Origin of the sequence: Niabella pedocola (assembly GCF_021044425.1) — a bacterium.
In the GTDB taxonomy this organism is placed as follows: Bacteria; Bacteroidota; Bacteroidia; order Chitinophagales; family Chitinophagaceae; genus Niabella; species Niabella pedocola.
The window spans coordinates 1-19244 of record NZ_JAJNEC010000005.1 but is presented as its reverse complement, the minus strand read 5'-3'; the positions used below and the strand labels follow the sequence as shown (position 1 = coordinate 19244).

Here is a 19244-nt window from a genome sequence, read left to right as displayed (position 1 = left end):
GATGAAGAAGCGGGTTTGAATCAATCAAAAATAGATATACAAAAAATGAAAACGTGCGTTTTGTGTTTTTTTATGGGCATTCACCTGCTGTTACATGCGCAGGCAGACCCTGCTCCGGTGGTTCCGGTGCCGGACCCGAATGGCGGCTGGCTGATCCGCACAAAGTCTTCAGCCTACCAACTGCTGATCAGCCAGGATAAGCGGGTATACCCCGTTTATTACGGACCGGTTGCCCAGGCCGGATTTAAAAAGCGGTCGGGTGTATGGACGCAGGGTGTGGAGGAGCTGCCGGTACGGGGCGGCTATCCTACAAAATCACCGTTGCTGGAAGTAGTGTTTAATGATCAGGTAAGGGATGCCGACCTGGAATATGTATCCGGTGAGGTGATGACGATAGAAGGGCGTCCTACCCTCAGGATCATCGAAAAGGACCGGAAATACCCGCTGCAGGTTACGGAGTATATCCGGGTGCTGGCGGAGTTTGATATCCTGGAAAAATGGGTGGAGGTGACCCATACGGGTAAAAAAGGAAATATCCGTATACAGAATCTTTTATCCGGCAGTTTGTTCCTGCCATCCGATGAATACGAGCTGACCCAGCTATCAGGGATGGAACTGGCGGAATTTAAGCCGTTCCGTTCGGTGCTCACGCCCGGTGTAAAGACCATTGAGAACAAGCTGTTCAAATCAAACCGCAATATGCCCTGGTTTATGGTACGGCCCAGGAGTACCGCCGGTATGGATCAGGGCCCCGCCTGGTTTGGTTCGGTACACTATAGCGGCAACTGGAAGCTGATCTTTGATAACCAAATGGAGCGTTCTTATAATACGGCCTTACAGATCCTGGGCGGGATCAATTTCTGGGATACCGAATGGCTATTAAAACCGGGTGCTTCCTTTACCACGCCAAAGTTCTCGACCGGCTTTACGCAAAAAGGCGAAACGGGTGCCGCCCTGTTAAACGCCGCTTATGTACGGCAAACAATATTACCGGAAACGCACCGCAATGTGCTGCGGCCGGTATTGTTTAACAGCTGGTATGCCACCACCTATCACCTGAAAGAGGAAGAGCAGGTAGCAATGGCAAAGATCGCTGCCGGTATGGGGGTAGAACTGTTTTGTATGGATGACGGCTGGTTTAAGAACCGGAATAAAAGTGACGAAGGACTGGGCGACTGGGAGGTAGACCGGAATAAATTTCCCAACGGCCTGCAGCCCATGATCGATCAAGTACATGCGCTGGGCATGAAATTCGGGATATGGGTGGAGCCGGAAAGTGTGGTGCTCAAAACGGATGTATATAAAAAACATCCCGACTGGATCCTGCAGTTTCCCGGACGCCGGCAGGTACCGGGGCGTGTGTTCCTCAACCTGGCAAGAGAAGATGTGTACCAGTATTTATACCAGTCGCTGAGCAGGCTGCTGCGCGAAAACAAGATCGATTTTATCAAATGGGATCAGAATACCTACCTGTCCGATCCGGGTTGGGCCGCAGCATCTCCCGAAATGCAGCTGGAAGTCCGTATCCGGTTTGTCAGTAATGTTTACCGGCTGGTGGATGCATTGCGGAAGGAATTTCCGGAGGTGCTGTTTGAAAGCTGCGCCAGTGGCGGCGGACGTGTAGACCTGGGCATGCTGTCGCGGATGGATCAGGCCTGGACCAGCGATAACAGCACTGCTGTGGATCGGTTGTTCATTCAATACGGGTATCTGGGTGCCTTACCCGCCAATACAATGGTGTCCTGGGTAATTGAGGGCATTGCCAACCAGGTACAGCTGAACCCGCCACTGCCGTATAAATTTGATGTGGCCATGAGCGGCGTGCTGGGCATCGGATATGATATCCGTAAATGGACAGAAACAGAGCGTACGCTGGCAAAGCGGAAAATAGAACTCTATAAGCGGATCCGGCCCCTGGTGCAGCAGGGTGATCTTTACAGGCTGGTATCTCCGTATGAGCATAACCGCTGTGCCTTGCAATACAATAGTACAGACAAAAAAGCGGCAACTGTTTTCTGCTATAACCTGGCGGCCTATGTTTCCGGGGGGTATTCAAAAACTGCGGATCTCAAAGGGGCGCAATACATCGACAATGGTTCCACGGTATTAAAATTAAAGGGGCTGGACCCCGACCGTCAGTACCGGGTAAAAAATGCGGAAGCGGCGGATGATAAGGGTACGGTTTATCCCGGAAACTTTTTAATGGAAGCCGGTATTCAATGGCCCGTAAAAAATTCTTTTGAAAGCCAGATATTGCTGATAGAAACAACAAACTAAAATAATAGCAGCTATGATCATCGGGCATTATCAACATCGCTACAACGTTGATCCGCATTGGGGTCTTCCTCAGCCCGGAACCTATCCTGTAAATGATTGTCATGAGATGGTGATGGATGCCAGGGGGCGCATCATTTTACTGACGAATGAAACCCGTAATAACCTGATCGTTTATGATAAAAGCGGAAAAATACTGGATGCCTTTGGACATGCATTTCCGGGGGCGCATGGTTTAAGTATTCATGATGAAAATGGTACGCAGATGCTCTATATCTGCGATATCGAACGGCACCAGGTGATCAAGACCGACCTCAACGGCCGGGTGATCCTCGAGATCGGTTATCCGGCAGCAGCCGGTGTATATCAGCATGCAGATCAGTTTTTGCCCACGGAGTCGGTGGTAGCGCCCAATGGCGATATCTATGTTACGGATGGTTATGGATTACAATATGTGATCCAGCATAACAGCAGGGGCCAGTATATCCGGCATTGGGGCGGCCGCGGGAACGGAGCCGTACAGTTTGATTGTGCCCACGGAATTGCTATTGACTACCGGAACGGCGATGCCAGTTTGCTGATCACGTCCCGGAACCACAATGCCTTCAAACGCTTTACGATGGACGGCACCTATCTCGAAACCATCGAACTGCCTGGTTCCTTTGTATGTCGCCCGGTGATCAAAGGGAAGGAGCTTTATGCCGCTGTTTTCCGGTCGGGATCCAATACCAACGCAGGTTCTGGATATATTACCATACTGGATGCCAATAACAGGGTGGTGGCTACACCGGGAGCAAGCGCACCGGTGTACCGGGATGGCCGGTTGTTGCCCCAGGAAAAAGAGGGCGCTGTTTTTGTGCACCCGCATGATGTATGTGTGGATGATGACGAAAATATTTACGTATGCCAGTGGAATTCGGGGCGCACGTATCCCATTATGCTGGAGCGGGTATAAATAATAAAGATGAAACCATTAAAAGCAAGCGACATATACGGTACCTGGGGTACCTTGCTGTTGCCTATAGCGGAGGATGAATCGATTCTTTATGAATCGCTACAGGAGCAGCTGAAAACATTGATCGCCTCAGGAGTGAATGGAATTTATTCCAACGGCACGGCCGGTGAATTTTATAACCAAACGGAAGCAGAGTTTGATGTCATCAGCGGGATGCTGGCCGATGCGTGCAATCAGACGGGTATGGCTTTTCAGATCGGGTGTAGCTGCACCAGTCCCAAACAGACGCTGGAACGCATTAAACGGATCCGTTCGTTAAAGCCGGGCGCTATACAGGTGATCCTGCCGGATTGGAGTACGCTTTCTCCCGATGAAGTATTGGTTTTCCTGGAGGGTGTTTGTAATGCCGGGGCGGGGATCGGCGTGGTATTGTATAATCCACCGCATGCCAAGCGGGTATTGGTACCGCAAGACTATGCTGCAATCATCAGGAAGGGTATTCCGTTAGTGGGCTGCAAAACCGCGGGTGGAGATGAAGACTGGTATGCTCAAATGCGCGCGATCCCGGGGCTCTCGTTGTTTGTGCCGGGGCACCGGCTGGCATCCGGAATACGATCGGGCGCACATGGTGCGTATTCAAATATTGCCTGCCTGCATCCCGTTATAGCGCAGCATTGGTATAACGATATGTGTACCGATATGGAAAAGGCGGTACAGTTTGAGGAACGCATCGGCGTATTCTTTAAACTGCATATCTTTCCGCTGATCATGGAGCGGCGTTACCCGGGACAGGCCATTGATAAAATGCTGGCGTGGATCACCGGCTGGGGCAATACGCCACTCCGGCTGCGCTGGCCCTACAGGGGCGTAACGGAAGCCGAGGCATTACTGGTGCGGGAACGCTGCCGGGCCTTATTGCCGGAATTTTTTGAAACGGGGTTTAACGCCTAATGGCAGCGCACATGAAGATCGCAGCGTCATTGGCGGGGATGCTTTTAGTCATCCCGGACTTGTTTCAGGATCCGCTTTGATCATGCATAGATGCCGAATAGAAGCTGAAACCAGTTCAGCTTGACATTGTTCGGCATGACAAAGATTGATCTTCAAAGCGGCAGTGCGCCTGTTATTGGCAGCTTGTTCAGCATCTAAAAAGAAATAGTGCTCAACAGATGCAGATCTGCTTCGGCAGATGGAACGGAAACAGGGTTTAAACAGTTTTTGACACAACCGCTGTATAATTGAATTTTTAGAAGCCGGTTCACGAAGAACAATATGATTAAAAGAAAACATTTTGGTAAGGCGGCAATATTGCACACCCTGGTGGGTATAATCACAATCATGCAAACGAATTGTACCATAAATAAACATGCAGCTTCTCCGGGGAAACAGGAGGTAGCGTTGATCGCTTTCAATGATCGGCGTATTCAATATGAGGGACGGATCGATTACGGCGACCCGGAGGCGGCAACGCTTTGCTGGTCTGGCACCACGGTACGGTTCCGCTTTTCCGGAACGGGTGTCCGTGTATCGCTGAAGGACTATAGCGGACAGAACTATTTTAATGTGATCGTTGACGGAGACATGGAGGCGATCAAAAAAATACGGATCGACACGGCCCGGAAATGGTACCTGCTGGCTGATGGATTGCCACCGGGGAACCACACCATCGAATTGTTTAAGCGCACCCAGATCAACAAAGAATACAACCGGGGGTATACAAAGTTCTATGCGTTGGAGCTGCCCTCCGGAACCACGCTGCTGCCTCCGCCGCCCTTTCAAAAAAGGAAAATGGAGTTTTACGGAAATTCCATTACCTGCGGGCATGCCATTGAAGACAGCTCCGGCAGCGACTCCGGGGCCAGTCTGTATGAAAATAATTACCGCTCTTATGCAGCGCTTACCGCACGACATTTTGAGGCCCGGTACCGCTGTATTTCAGAGAGCGGGATCGGCTTGCTGGCCGGTTTCCGGAAGGAGTTGATGCCGGAGATCTACAACCGCGTTAACCCGTTTGACGCATCCCGTTTATGGGATTTTTCTGCCTACCAGCCGGATATTGTTGTGGTAAACCTGTTACAGAACGACGAGGCGGTGATCGGCAACCCACAGAGTGATGCATTTAAAAAACGTTTTGGAACAAAGGCGCCGGCGGCAGAACAGATCATTGCGGCATACCAGGATTTTATCCGGAGCTTACGCCGGCATTATCCAAAGGCGCATATTGTTTGCGTACTGGGGAATATGGGTATTACCCGTACGGGATCGCCGTGGCCGGGGTACGTACAGCAGGCTGTGCAGGCGCTGGCCGATGAAAAAGTATATACACATTTCTTTCCCTATAAAGGCACGGCCGGTCACCCCCTCATAGAGGATCATGCCGCTATGGCAAAAAGCCTCATCGGGTTTATTCATGATCATACCGGCTGGTAATTACCAGCCGGCCGGGGTGGTGCAGGGAAAAGAAAAATACAACAATGCAGCAGGATAATACCAGCTTTCCTCGCTTCGTCATCGTATTATTGCTATTAAGGAAACGGTGCGCATGCTAACTGGAATAATGCCCCGGAAGACAGGTTTCCAAATGATTTTTTACAGTAAAAGGATTTATCTATGAGGGAATTCAGCCATTTAATGTGTACGCTGAAACGCAATACTTCAAAGTGCGTAATGCTGCTGTTGCTGCTTTGTTCTGCGTTCACTTCCATAGCACAGCAAACAATCAGCGGGATGGTAAAAGATGCCGGGGGAAAACCCCTGGCTGGTGTAACCGTCAATCAGAAAGGAAGTGATGTTTCTTCCATGACTTCGGAACAGGGACAATACCGCATTGCGGTCACCGGCGGCAACGCCGTACTGGTTTTCAGCAGTACCGGTTATGCTACGCAGGAGGTGCGGGTGGCACAGCGAACGGACATCGATATTGTTCTGGAGGAAAACGTATCCAAACTGGAGGAAGTAGTGGTGATCGGGTACGGCTCCCAGTCGCGGCAGAAAATGACCACGGCTGTTTCGAAGCTCGATAATAAGGTATTGCAGAATACAACCTACACCAATGTGGGAAGTGCCCTGCAGGGGAATATACCGGGGCTGCAGGTAATGTCTACCGGTGGCGGCCAGCCCGGTGTGGCACCCCGGATCATTCTGCGTGGAGGTACATCGATTCAAAATCCCAACGGTGCAGCACCGCTGTATATTATTGACGGTGTGATCCGCCCGAACGGGCTCAATGATGTAAACGCATTTTCCATAGAGTCGGTGCAGGTGTTGAAGGATGCCGCATCAACCGCTATTTACGGAACCCGTGGTTCCAACGGGGTGGTGATCGTTACCACCAAATCGGGCAAACCCAATAAAACACAGATCTCGTATAGCTTTAACGGCTCTGTGGGGCAGCCCACCCGGCTGATCCAATATGCCAATGCCCGGGATTATATCTATTATAACCGGCTGGGGGTAAAAGCTGCTGCGGAATACCGGCCCGATCTGATCTCCCGGCTTGGATTGCCAAATGCGACAGGTACCGGAAATGATCTTTCAAATAATACGGCATATACGGTCATGTTTCTAACCCCGGAAAACCAGCACAAACTACAGGAAGGGTGGAAGAGCATGCCGGATCCCATTGATCCCGCAAAAACACTTATTTATGCAGAAACCAATTACCAGGACCTGATCTATCGCGACGCGTATACCTTTGACCATTACCTGGATGCTTCGGGCGGCAATGATAAGGCGTCGTTTTATGCAGGACTGGGCTATACAAAATCGCAGGGCACCGCCACCATCACGGATTACAACCGGCTAAGTCTGAATATCAATGCCAGTTATAAAATACTGGACAATCTCCAGATACTGGGTGGCGTTCAGTATACCAACCGGGATACCCGTACCGTATCCAGCCTGGCCAACCTGTTCTACCGCTCAGCCTCATTACCGGGTACGGCAAAGTACAAATTTGAAGATGGTACCATGGCTCCGGGACAGAACCAGTCCATCGGTAACCCGGATTACTATTTTAAAGGAACATATGCACCCAAGGGCAATACGGAATTTGAAACCTCAACCTATTCGTTGAGGGCAAAATGGGATATTTCCAAAAAACTGGTATTTGAACCCTTGCTGTCGCTCAACAGGGATCTTGTGCCCACCTACAGTTTTCAGCCGGCGGCCATGCTCAATGGAATCGGCCCGATGGTGACCACGCGCAATACTTCTGCCAGCAGTACCCGGAACACGCAGTACCAGGCAGATGCCGTGTTGACCTATGCCAATGTATTTTCCGGTAAACACAGCTTAGAAGCAAAGGGCGGGTTCTCGCACTATTTCAGAAGGAATACCACTTTTTCTGCCAGCGGCCAGAATGCGGCCACAGACCTGATCTCCACATTAAACAGTGCTGCAACTCCAACCGGAGTCAGCAGCACCATATCCGACCTGGCGATCCAAAGCCTGTTTTCCCGGATCAATTATGATTATGAGGGAAAATACCTGTTGTCTGTCAATGCCCGCTATGATGGCGCCTCTAATCTTGGCGAGAATAATAAATTCGGTTTCTTCCCGGGGGTATCGCTGGGCTGGAACGTGGACCGGGAAAAATTCTTCCAGTCTGTTGCAGATGTATTGCAGTTAAAACTGAGAGCCAGCTACGGGGTGAACGGGAATATATCCGGGCTGGGCGATTTTCAGCCGGATGGCAGTTACATCACCACCGGCGGTTTATATGGCGGCCAGTCTATCATCCGTGCAGATATACTGCCTAACCAGGATCTGCGCTGGGAGCGCTCCAAAACCATCGACCTGGGAGCGGACATCGGGTTCCTGAACGGGAGGGCCAGCATCATCTTTGATGTATATAACCGTACCACCGACGATCTGCTTACCACCGTGAGCCTGCCGGCATCCACGGGCTTTACCGCTGTTTTTACCAACCTGGGAAGTTTGCAGAACAAGGGTTTTGAAATTGAGCTAAACGGACATGTATTCCCTGCTGCATCGGCATTTAAATGGAACGTATCCCTTAATGCCGGCTATACCCGTCATAAGATCCTGAAGCTGCCGGATAACGGAATCGCCAGGAACCGGATAGGCGGCGAGTATGTATGGGATGCGTCCATAGGAGACTATGCTTACCTGGGCGGATTACAGGAAGGCGGGCGCCTTGGCGATATGTTTGCTTACAAACAGGTAGGTGTTTATGCCACCGATGAAGAAGCTGCCAAAGCCCTGCCGGATAGAGTGCCTTCCACTGCAGAAAAGTTCAAGCGTGGGGGAGATGTGCAATGGGCCGACCTTGATGGGAACGGGTTCATCGACAACCGCGACCGGATCTATGTAGGCAACCCTTACCCGGACTGGACCGGTGGGTTTAATAATTATTTTACCTACAAAGGATTCGGGCTTTCCATCCGGACCGATTTTACACTGGGCAATACGATCTATAATTATCCCGCAGCCTTCGCCAATGCCCAGGCGCAGGGAGATGCATTGCCCTTCCAGAGTTATATCGACAAAATGTGGAAGCAGCAGGGTGATATTACCAATACGCCCCGTTATACCTGGCAGGACCAGCCGTTAAATATCTTCAGAGGGAATAACAATTACTATGAAAAAGGAGACTTCTTTTGCCTGCGACAGGTGGCTGTAAGCTATGTTTTTCCCGATTTCATCCGTAAAGCCCATCTGAAGAACCTGAAGGTATTCCTGTCGGGCAACAACCTGCATTATTTTACAAAATTCACCGGTATCAATCCTGAAGATGGCGGCCAGGACAATGGTCATTATCCCATTACAAGGAATTATACATTGGGTATTAGTGCAACTTTTTAATCAGGACGACAATGACGAAAATGAAATTTCTGATCACGATCATCACCGGTTTCATCTTAGCCACCGGTTGCAAAAAAGGAATAGAAACAGACCCGGTAAGTATCATTACCCCGGGAACATTCTTCAAAACCCAGGACGATGTGGCGGGTGCCCTGCGGGGTATGTATTACCAGCTGCGCATTCCGGCGTCCAGTGATCTGTACTTTATGGGCGAAGGCCGAAGTGATGTATTACGGGGAGCAGCAGCCGGAACCCTGGGGTTCGACAGGTATTATAACAACACCCTCAATGTGACCAACCCGGGGCCTAACTGGATGAGTCTGTATACCGTGATCAACACGGCCAATCTGATCCTGAAATATGCGCCGGATATATCGTTTGCATCAGAGAGCGTAAAAAAAAGTTCCCTGGCACAGGCATATACGATGCGGGCCTTTGTTTATTTTTCACTGGTAAGAACCTGGGGCGGGGTACCCATCCGCACGGAGCCTACGGAGAAATATGATCCTGCTACCATCCAGGTGGCCCGGTCCGGCGCAGAGGATGTGTTCAAGCTTATTAAACAGGACCTGGATCAGGCGCTTTCACTGTACCCGGATAATGCCTTTGGCAGTAACCGTTCTTATTGGAATAAGCCGGCGGCTAACGCGCTGAAAGGTGAGGTATACCTGTGGACGGGCAAACGGATGAATGGCGGTGCAGCCGATTTTACAACGGCGCTAACCGCCCTGAATGATGCTAAAGGCGCCGATCTTCAGTTGTTGCCCAACTATGCGGATATATTCAGTTATACCAATAAGAACAATGCCGAGATCCTGATGTCGGTACGCTTTCAGTTACTGGATCAGGCACCCAATAACTATTACACCAATATGTACATCATCAACCTGAGCGGGCTCCCCGCACCCATACAGTCAGTGGTGGGCGTACAGGGTGGTAATGGCAGTGTAATGCAGATTGCGGATACCGTAAGACGCATGTTCACATCCGATGATCAGCGCCGTGCGGCCACGTTCTATGAAGTGTTTGATAAGGATAATAAATATTATGCGGCCATTACCATGAAGGGAAGAGGCGTTGTGGATGGAGGCGCCCGCAGCTTTTTTACCGATGTGATCTTATACCGCCTGGCGGATGTGTTGCTGCTGATTGCCGAAGCAAAGAATGCGTTGGGACAGGATCCTGCTGCTGAAATAAACAGTGTGCGGCAGCGGGCGTACGGAACCAGCTATCCCTCACATATATTTGTGAACGGCTCAAAAGAAAGCAACGACGCTGCCATCCTTAAAGAGCGCTTACTGGAACTTTGTACGGAGGGCAAACGCTGGTGGGACCTGGTGCGTTTTGACCAGGCATTTAAGATGGTACCCTCGCTAAAGGGAAAAGAAGCAGGCCAGTACCTGCTGTTGTTTCCCATCGGGCAAACCATCCGGAGCCTGGAACCGCTGGTAACCGAGAACCCGGGTTGGGAGTAAGACGGATCATTTTTTAACAAGCAGATAGTAATGGGTGGCATTGGGCCACCTATTTTTTTGGGGGGGACGAGATAAAAACGGTTAGTGCACGCAATGGAAATATCCGTGTTTGCGAGAGGGCTGTTTCACCGCAGACCAGGAACCCGCCGCTTGGGTTGGAAGAAGCGGTTTTTTTGCCGGTAAGGGCAGGATCGTATAAAAAATGGACAAATATTTAAATTGCCGGGTACGTTTACTGTGATACTTTTACATTCTGAGCGAGCAAGCTTCCAATGAGCGATAAATTTTACAAATGAAGACATTGCCTTTGATTGACTTAAGTGTGATCCTGCTTTACCTGGTGGCCATGGTGCTGGTGGGGTATCTGTTCTCAAGAAAGAATAAAAATGCAGATCAGTTCACTACGGCATCCGGCCGCATACCGGGCTGGGCAGTGGGACTTTCTATTTATGCTACTTTTTTAAGCAGCAATACCTTCCTTGGAGTGCCCGGAAAAGCATTTGGAGGCAACTGGAATGCTTTTGCATTCAGTCTTTCCATGCCCCTGGCAGCCTGGGTGGCAGCAAAGTATTTTGTTCCGTTTTACCGGAATGAAGGATCCGTATCTGCCTATACCAACCTGGAAAAACGGTTTGGCCCCTGGGCGCGTACCTATGCCGTCATTTGTTTTTTGCTGACGCAGATCGCCCGCATGGGCTCCATATTTTTTGGCTTGTCACTCACCCTCCAGGCGCTTACGGGGTACAATATGCAGGTCATTATGTTGATCACCGGGGCCTGTATCATCCTGTATACGGTTATGGGGGGTATTGAGGCGGTGATCTGGACGGAGGTGGTACAGGGTGTTTTGAAAACGCTGGGGGCGATATTGATTGTGTACCTGGTGATCTCAAACGTGGACGGTGGCATTGGCAGGATCATAGAGATCGGGAAGGCGGATCATAAGTTCAGCCTGGGTGGAATGGCGCTGGATTTTACCAGCTCCGGTTTTTGGGTGGTGCTCCTATATGGCTTCTTTATCAATCTCAATAATTTTGGGATGGACCAGAATTATGTGCAGCGTTATCATACGGCTACTTCAAAAAAAGAAGCCGCAAAATCAATCTGGCTTTGTGTATGGATCTATATCCCGGCATCGCTGCTGTTCTTTATTATTGGCACCTGCCTCTATGCCTATTACCAGTTGAATCCGGCGTTGCTGGATGTAGTGAAATTACAGGTGGCTGCAGAGCGGCTGGGGCAGGGTGCTGCCCCCGGACAGGTTTCGGCACTGGCCGCCAGCCTGGCGCCGGCTGATTACGGCGATAAGGTAATGCCGCATTTTATGGTAACCATGATCCCCGCGGGATTGGTAGGGCTGATCATCTCCGCGATATTATCAGCCGGTATGAGCACCATCAGTTCGGGTATGAACGCGTCTGCTACCGTATTTGCAGAGGATATTTATAAACGATATTTTAAGCAGAATGTAGATGATAAGCAGGGGTTGCGGTTATTGCATATTGCCACCGTTGTATTTGGCCTTTTAGGGATGATTGCCGGTGTGCTGATGATTGGGGTTAAGAGTGTACTGGATATCTGGTGGCAGCTCTCCGGCATTTTTGCAGGAGGCATGCTGGGCCTGTTCCTGCTGGGAATCATCAGCAAAAGAACAGGCAATACCGCGGCGTTGCTGGCTACCATCACCGGCATCATTGTGATCCTGTGGATGACCTTCTCTGCCTGGATCCCGGAAAAATATTATTATGTAAAAAGTGCGTTGCACGCGAATATGATCATTGTGGTAGGAACCCTGGTGATCTTCTTGACGGGATTGCTGTTCACCCGCTTTCAAAAAAAGGAGCATTAGGATACTGCGTTGATGCGGCGTTACGTGCCGGGTTCATGTACAATCCGGTATCCCGTTCCCGGTCATTCAAAAAGGGATTGGTAAAAATGATCCGTGATCATAAGGACTCTTTATGGCCTGTGGATACATCTTGCTATAGAACAAAGGTGTTGCTGTTTTTTTAGGGATAAAAGGTTAAAATAAATATGACAACGAATGAAAAAGGCTTTGTGCCGGTAATGCTGACCCCGTTTAAAGAAAACGGGTCGGTAGACTTTGAGGGGCTGGCGGCACTTACGGAATGTTACCTGGATGCCGGCGCCAGGGGACTTTTTGCCAATTGCCAGTCCAGTGAAATGTTTGAGTTGACACCAAGGGAACGGATACAGGTAATAAAACAGGTGTTGAAAACAGCGAACGGCCGGGTACCGGTAGTTGCGGCCGGCAATTTTGGAGACTCCATTCAGCACCAGGCCCGATTTATAAAGACCGTTTATGATACCGGTGTTCAGGCGGTAATTGCATTAACCGGTTTGCTGGCGCACAAAGATGAATCAGACACTGTTTTGGAGCAACGGATCACAGATCTGCTTGCCTTAACAGGGTCAATACCGCTTGGTTTTTACGAATGTCCGGTGCCATATAAAAGATTGCTGGCACCGGAGCTGCTGGCAAAATTTGCGGGCACCGGAAGGGTGATCTATCACAAGGATACCTGCCTCGATATAGAACGCGTAGGGGAGAAGAACCGGCTTTGTGCGGGGGCACCATTCTTTGGGTTATACGATGCCTATATGGTGCATGCCGTTGCATCCCTCCGGTCCGGTTCTGCGGGGCTTTCCTGTATCCAGGGAAATTATTTTCCGGAGCTGGTCGTGTGGCTGTGCAGCAATTATAATAAACCCCGTATGGAACGGGAAGTGGCCCTGGTGCAGCAATTCTTCAGGGATGAAATGGAAGTGATGCATAAGGATTATCCCAAATCCGCCAAATACTACCTGTGGAAAAAGGGAATGAACATCTCGGTTTTTACCCGGGAATCCGGAAATGGTCAGGTGTCTTACGAAATAAAAAATAATATGGACCAGCTGGAACGCAGGTGCCGCGATCTGGCGGATCAGATATCGGGAGTGGTTATCCGATGACGGATCCGTTGAAAACAGGCGGGGATATACAGGCCTTGTTGGGCATGCTAAGAAATCATAAAAACAGGGTAACATTTTATAGGTTCGGATCTGTTGCTTCCACGTATTTTTGGGGAAGCGTTTTATCGGTGACCAAAAAATCAAATAATAATAACCAGTATTTTAAAATGAATCGCTTTTATCTGCTTCCCCTGTTCCTGTGCTTATATGGAGCTGTTTGTGCGCAGCAACATATGTTTAAGGAGGTGCCGGGTACCATTGTTACGTATAGCCCTGCCGGCAGTATGCAATACATCGGATCGCCCAGTCTGGCCATTCTCCCCAACGGGGATTATGTGGCTTCGCATGATTTTTTTGGCCCCAATAGTTCCGAGTTTGTACAGGCGGTTAGCAGGGTCTTTCGCTCAGCGGATAAAGGAAAAACCTGGAAACAGGTGGGGGAGATATCTGGTGCGTTTTGGTCCAGTTTGTTTGTGCATAAAGGCGCTCTTTACCTTTTAGGTCCGGATCGTCATCATGGTACGGTGCTGATCCGCAGGTCGGACGATGGCGGAGCCACATGGACAAAGCCTACGGGAGCAGGCAACGGGCTGTTGCTCCAGGGGATGTTTCATTGTGCGCCCATGCCCGTAGTGGAGTACAATGGCCGGTTATGGCGGCCGATGGAAACAGCGCATGGCCCCATACTGCAATGGGGAAAACGCTATGGTGCCATGGTAATGTCGGCACCGGTGGACGCAGATCTGCTGAACGCAAAATCCTGGAGCACCAGCAATGTAATGTATTACGATAGCACATACCTGGATGGTAATTTTGGTGGCTGGTTGGAAGGCAATTTTGTAGTGGATAAGAACGGACAGTTATGGGATATGCTGCGGGTAGATAACAAGGCCAGCCTTGATGAAAAGGCGGCCATGGTGGCGCTGTCTTCTGATGGTAAGCAGCTGCGCTTTGATCCGGGAAAAGGCTTTATTCCTTTTGACGGGGGCAGCAAGAAATTTGTAATCAGGTATGATAGCGTTTCGCATTATTATTACACATTAACCAATTCGATTCCCCAAAAGTACCGCAACCAGTACCCTACGCGCAATCCTGCCTCGTTCCGGAATGTGCTGGTACTGCGGAGATCGGCTGACCTGGTTCATTGGGAGGATGTGAAAACAATCCTGGAGCATAATGATGTATTGCGTCACGGATTTCAGTATGTAGACTGGTCGTTTGAAGGCAATGATATGATTGTATTATGCCGTACCGCGTATTTTGACGGAAAGGAAAACGCACACAATAATCATGATGCCAATTTCTTAACCTTTCACCGCATTAAAAATTTCAGGAAGTAGCATCAGGCATGGATCGTACAACGGGGAGGCAAAGAGGTGGGCAAAAAAACAGAACAACATAGTATTTTTGAATGCAATGGATTTATGAAGACCGATTCTTATAAATGAATCATTACTGCAATGTTAAGAAGCAATCGTTTTTTTGTATGGGCAATAATAGGGACTTTTATGACAATGAATAGTTGTGCATCGGGAAAGGAGGAAAATACCGTCCTGCAATTAACACACACGGCCGGCGGACATACCCTTCATCACAACAATGTTTTTTCACCAGATGGTCAGTGGATTGTTTTTGATGGCAGGAATGACGATACCAAGATCGGGGAAACATCGGTGATTGGAGTGGTGCATGTAAAAACGGGCGAAGAGAAGGAACTCTATCAAACGAAAAATCCTACCCGATATGGGCCGGGGGTGGGCGCGGCTTCGTTTAGTCCGGTAGCAGACCGGGTTATATTTATTCACGGGCTGGCCAATGCGGATAAAGAAAAACCGTACGACATATCCCGGCGAACCGGCGTGGCCATTGATCTGGAACGTCCGTTGCAGCCGGTTTTTATGGATGCAAGAGATATAACGGCGCCCTATACACCGGGTGCCTTAAGAGGGGGCACGCATTCTCATTGCTGGAGCGGAGACGGGCACATGATCAGCTTTACCTATAACGATGCACTGATAGAACCGGAGCTTCGAACGGTAGGGGTGATGTTTGACGCGGGGCGTCCGGTTTTAGTAAATGCGTTTGATGGGAATAACAGCGGACAGTTGTATGCGGCTGTGGTTGCTGATGTGGTGGCACATCCGCAATCGGGATCCGACGAAATCAGTAAGGCATTTGATGAATGCTGGGTGGGTAAGGACGGCTATACCGACGGGGCCGGCCGCCGGATCCCTTATGCCATTGCCTTTCAGGGAAACACCGTAAATAAAAAAGGGGAGACCATTACCGAACTGTTTATTGCAGATCTTGATCCCGAAGAGATTCTGAAAGATACCGCGGCCGTTGGTATTGCCGGGGAAAGACCACACGTTCCAAAGGGAGTAAGGGTACAACGGATCAGTAGAACCGGAAGAGGGTTGTCGCATGTAAGACACTGGCTCCGGTCTTCGCCCGATGGACGCTTTATTTATGCACTGGCTCCGGATGATAAGGGTATTGCCCAGGTGGTACGTTATGCGGTGAGCGGTGGCCAGGCAACTTATATTACAAAAAATGCGACCCCGATAGATTATTCGTTTAACCTGAACAAAGAGGGAACCCGGATCGCTTATGTAACGGATAACAATGTTTATTTGTATGACCTGCTGAAGCATGCGAACATGCGGTTGACGTTTAATGAACCGGGCGACCTTAAAATAGCAGGCGCACCCTCATTTTCGCCGGATGGTCATTTATTGGTATATAACCAGTACCGGCCTGCCGGCCCGCAACAGTATCTGCAGATCATGACGGTAGCTGTAAAATAACGACCGTATGCCTCGGTGCTTTTTGATCACGAAAAAGGCCGCACCTGTTGTGAACGGATGACCCTTTGGGGGTTAACGTCCATTCTGCAGGGGCAATAGCAACCAAGGTTTCAATTAAATGGATCGCAAATCCGGCTAATAAAATCAACGTTTATGAAGTTTACGACAGGTATTATCTTCTGTTTTTTTAGTTCCCTGGTGCAGGGCCAGGAAAAAGCAGTGTTGAAGCAGCAGCTCCTTTTTGATAAAGCGCCGTTTAAGGAATGTCATGCTTCAACGATTGCCAGTACACCCGCGGGTTTGGTGGTTGCCTATTTTGGTGGAACAAAAGAAAGGGATCCGGATGTGGAAATATGGGTACAACGCAATGTGAAGGACCGCTGGACGGCACCTGTTTCCGTAGCCAACGGGATCCAGCATACAAAAAAACGGTATCCCTGCTGGAACCCGGTCCTGTACCAGGTTCCGGGCGGCGAATTGATGCTGTTCTATAAAGTGGGACCAAGCCCCCAGGCCTGGTGGGGTGAGCTCATAACCTCAAAGGATCATGGCAAAACCTGGTCGGCTCCGCGGCGCCTTCCGGAAGATATTTTGGGCCCCGTAAAAAATAAACCGGTTTTATTAAAGGATGGTACACTGTTATGTGCTTCAAGTACTGAGGTGACTTCGGGCAGCGGGTGGCGTATGCATTTTGAGATGACGAAGGACGGAGGTAAAACCTGGAGCATTACCGAAAAGATTGATACAGCATCGCCTGTGAATGCGATTCAGCCAAGCGTGTTGTTTCATAAAGGCGGACGGTTGCAATTGCTTGCCCGGAGTATGGATGATGGGGTTGTGAGCAGCTGGTCCGATGACAATGGAAAAACATGGTCTGCATTGGAAAAGGAAGTATTGCCCAACCCGAATTCCGGAACGGATGCGGTTACACTCGGCAACGGAATGCAGCTGCTGGTTTATAATCATGTAGGCAAAACCGGGAACCAGTGGGGTGGCAAACGTTCGCCGTTGAATCTTGCAGTGAGCAAAGATGGGTTGAGCTGGAACAGTATAATTACCCTCGAAAACGAAAATGGGGAGTTCTCCTATCCTGCGATCATCCAGGGCAGGGATGGCCTGGTATATATCACGTATACCTGGAACCGGAAGTGTATAAAGTTTGTAGTTATCGACCCTTCAAAGCTCGGGAAACGATGAGCGCAAAAAGACAATAGAAAGGAACTTTTTGATCTGAGAGATATTGTCGTGCTCATTGCACCTGAAACAGGGAAATGAAAAACCTGCCTTATCCTGCCGTTAGCTGTTATATGGGGTATTGCTTTTTAAGACCAATGGCAATTGCTGTATTATGATGGCGTTGGCAGGGATACAGCACTGCGGTTTGTTTTAAGATAAACCTGCAAAGGAGTATAAAAGATAAATGCCTCCATCTGCAACGCCTGCGGTTTTTATACCCGTAGTTTCATGCATTACGGTGTTAAGCAGTAACCGTTCTTTGCGCAAATTATCTGTTTGTTGTACGATCTTATCATCTTGTGCATAGAAAGTGCCTTGATGGAAATGATGATTTTTTATGGCTGAATAAGTTGGTTTTTCGCGGAAATTAGCCTTATATTCGTATCGATAGATGCAATAACAACGATGGTTTTTCCTGGTAATTTTGTATAAATATGTTGTTGCGCGGTTTGCCTGTTTAAATGCTTAACGTTTGCCGTTTATGAAACTTCACTTTCACAAAGTGCCGGTGCCGATGCAGGATTCATTTTCGATAAGGCACGATCGGGTACCCAATTTTGGGAAACCACTCCATTATCATCCCGAGCTGGAATTGCATTTTACGATTAAGGGCGAGGGGATCCGTTTAATCGGCGATAATGTGGCCCATTTTAAAGAAGGGGAGGTGATCCTTTTGGGCGAACACCTGCCGCACGCCTGGAGAGGAAAGGAGAACGGAGCCGGAGCTGTAATGGATGCATCCTGGGTGGAAGCCATCGTAATCCAGTTCTCGACCGATTGCCTGGGCCGGGAATTCTTTCAGTTACCGGAAGCCTATTTACTGCCTCGGATCTTTGAGCTGGCAAAGAAGGGCTTGCTTTTTCACGGGACCTCGGCGGAGCTCATAAAGGCGTTGATGTACCAGTCTGTAACCGCAACCCGTTTTGAGCGGGTGCTGCTCCTGTTGCAGATATTACAGGTGATCAGTGAACGGGAGGAGTTTACAACCATTGCATCCGCGCATGCATTTTACAAACCCAGTGAGCATGAATCGGCGCGACTGAACAACGTGCTGGTTTTTACGCTGGCCAACTTTAAAAGGGAAATATCCCTTGAGGAGGTAGCTGCGGTCGGCAACCTGAGTGTGACTTCCTTCTGCCGTTATTTTAAAACCGTGACCAATAAAACCTATTTAGATTTTCTTACAGAAGTAAGGATCAGTCATACCTGCCGGATGATCATTGAAGACCGGTATCCCATTGCTATGATCTGCTATGAATGCGGATTTAATAATGTGTCCAATTTTTACCGCCATTTTAAGAAATTTACCGGTATGACGCCTTTTGAATACAAGAAGCGTTACAATAAGGAGCTATCAGCCTGACCTTGTGGGGTGCTTGCGCTTCTTGTGGTAAAATATGAACCGCGAAGGGCGCGAAGAACACGCGAAGATCGCGATGAAATGCTGCGGAGCGGGGGTTTAGGACGCTGCGCACTTTGCGCGCTTCCCATGCATTCGTGGCGGTTAAAGTCGAATCCCTGGCGGACCTTGCAGTAAAACTGAACCGCGAAGGGCGCGAAGAATACGCAAAGGTCGCGGTGAAATGCTGCGGAGCGGGGGTTTAGGACGCTGCGCACTTTGCGCGCTTCCCATGCATTCGTGGCGGTTAAAGTCGAATCCCTGGCGGACCTTGCAGTAAAACTGAACCGCGAAGGGCG

The 19244-nt window shown here is 49.5% G+C and carries 12 protein-coding genes; all 12 read left to right on the top strand.

Annotated features, from left to right (window positions below; all coding sequences use genetic code 11):
• Window positions 1–45 precede the first annotated feature (45 nt).
• Complete coding sequence (locus LQ567_RS07800) at window positions 46–2277, top strand: alpha-galactosidase (protein ID WP_231003866.1); 2232 nt, start codon at window positions 46–48, stop codon at window positions 2275–2277.
• 13 nt (window positions 2278–2290) lie between these two features.
• The gene (locus LQ567_RS07795) at window positions 2291–3229 is read left to right on the top strand and encodes an NHL repeat-containing protein (protein ID WP_231003864.1); all 939 of its coding nucleotides are present in this window, start codon (window positions 2291–2293) and stop codon (window positions 3227–3229) included.
• Between the two features lie 9 nt (window positions 3230–3238).
• A complete protein-coding gene (locus LQ567_RS07790; protein ID WP_231003863.1) occupies window positions 3239–4180 on the top strand; it encodes a dihydrodipicolinate synthase family protein in 942 nt (313 codons plus the stop codon).
• A gap of 387 nt (window positions 4181–4567) precedes the next feature.
• The gene (locus LQ567_RS07785) at window positions 4568–5659 is read left to right on the top strand and encodes an SGNH/GDSL hydrolase family protein (RefSeq protein WP_231003861.1); all 1092 of its coding nucleotides are present in this window, start codon (window positions 4568–4570) and stop codon (window positions 5657–5659) included.
• Between the two features lie 180 nt (window positions 5660–5839).
• Window positions 5840–9055 (top strand): SusC/RagA family TonB-linked outer membrane protein, encoded by a 3216-nt coding sequence (locus LQ567_RS07780; protein ID WP_231003858.1) that lies wholly within the window; start codon window positions 5840–5842, stop codon window positions 9053–9055.
• Between the two features lie 11 nt (window positions 9056–9066).
• Window positions 9067–10530 (top strand): RagB/SusD family nutrient uptake outer membrane protein, encoded by a 1464-nt coding sequence (locus tag LQ567_RS07775; RefSeq protein WP_231003856.1) that lies wholly within the window; start codon window positions 9067–9069, stop codon window positions 10528–10530.
• Window positions 10531–10822: 292 nt separating this feature from the next.
• Window positions 10823–12379, top strand: a complete 1557-nt coding sequence (locus LQ567_RS07770) for a sodium:solute symporter (protein WP_231003854.1) — start codon at window positions 10823–10825, stop codon at window positions 12377–12379.
• 185 nt (window positions 12380–12564) lie between these two features.
• Complete coding sequence (locus tag LQ567_RS07765) at window positions 12565–13503, top strand: dihydrodipicolinate synthase family protein (RefSeq protein WP_231003852.1); 939 nt, start codon at window positions 12565–12567, stop codon at window positions 13501–13503.
• 167 nt (window positions 13504–13670) lie between these two features.
• The gene (locus LQ567_RS07760) at window positions 13671–14843 is read left to right on the top strand and encodes a sialidase family protein (protein WP_231003849.1); all 1173 of its coding nucleotides are present in this window, start codon (window positions 13671–13673) and stop codon (window positions 14841–14843) included.
• Between the two features lie 168 nt (window positions 14844–15011).
• Entirely contained in the window at window positions 15012–16310 is a 1299-nt protein-coding gene (locus LQ567_RS07755; protein WP_231003846.1) for a DUF3748 domain-containing protein, read from the top strand.
• 153 nt (window positions 16311–16463) lie between these two features.
• The gene (locus LQ567_RS07750) at window positions 16464–17507 is read left to right on the top strand and encodes a sialidase family protein (RefSeq protein ID WP_231003845.1); all 1044 of its coding nucleotides are present in this window, start codon (window positions 16464–16466) and stop codon (window positions 17505–17507) included.
• Between the two features lie 520 nt (window positions 17508–18027).
• Complete coding sequence (locus tag LQ567_RS07745; RefSeq protein WP_231003844.1) at window positions 18028–18909, top strand: AraC family transcriptional regulator; 882 nt, start codon at window positions 18028–18030, stop codon at window positions 18907–18909.
• Window positions 18910–19244 lie beyond the last annotated feature (335 nt).

What these genes read in the sequence shown, in the direction of transcription:
- LQ567_RS07755 (WP_231003846.1), top strand. Translation starts at nt 15,012, where the DNA reads ATGACAATGAATAGTTGTGCATCGGGAAAGGAGGAAAATACCGTCCTG.
- LQ567_RS07760 (WP_231003849.1), top strand. Translation starts at nt 13,671, where the DNA reads ATGAATCGCTTTTATCTGCTTCCCCTGTTCCTGTGCTTATATGGAGCT.
- LQ567_RS07790 (WP_231003863.1), top strand. Translation starts at nt 3,239, where the DNA reads ATGAAACCATTAAAAGCAAGCGACATATACGGTACCTGGGGTACCTTG.
- LQ567_RS07750 (WP_231003845.1), top strand. Translation starts at nt 16,464, where the DNA reads ATGAAGTTTACGACAGGTATTATCTTCTGTTTTTTTAGTTCCCTGGTG.
- LQ567_RS07745 (WP_231003844.1), top strand. Translation starts at nt 18,028, where the DNA reads ATGAAACTTCACTTTCACAAAGTGCCGGTGCCGATGCAGGATTCATTT.
- LQ567_RS07795 (WP_231003864.1), top strand. Translation starts at nt 2,291, where the DNA reads ATGATCATCGGGCATTATCAACATCGCTACAACGTTGATCCGCATTGG.
- LQ567_RS07775 (WP_231003856.1), top strand. Translation starts at nt 9,067, where the DNA reads ATGACGAAAATGAAATTTCTGATCACGATCATCACCGGTTTCATCTTA.
- LQ567_RS07780 (WP_231003858.1), top strand. Translation starts at nt 5,840, where the DNA reads ATGAGGGAATTCAGCCATTTAATGTGTACGCTGAAACGCAATACTTCA.
- LQ567_RS07765 (WP_231003852.1), top strand. Translation starts at nt 12,565, where the DNA reads ATGACAACGAATGAAAAAGGCTTTGTGCCGGTAATGCTGACCCCGTTT.
- LQ567_RS07770 (WP_231003854.1), top strand. Translation starts at nt 10,823, where the DNA reads ATGAAGACATTGCCTTTGATTGACTTAAGTGTGATCCTGCTTTACCTG.
- LQ567_RS07800 (WP_231003866.1), top strand. Translation starts at nt 46, where the DNA reads ATGAAAACGTGCGTTTTGTGTTTTTTTATGGGCATTCACCTGCTGTTA.
- LQ567_RS07785 (WP_231003861.1), top strand. Translation starts at nt 4,568, where the DNA reads ATGCAAACGAATTGTACCATAAATAAACATGCAGCTTCTCCGGGGAAA.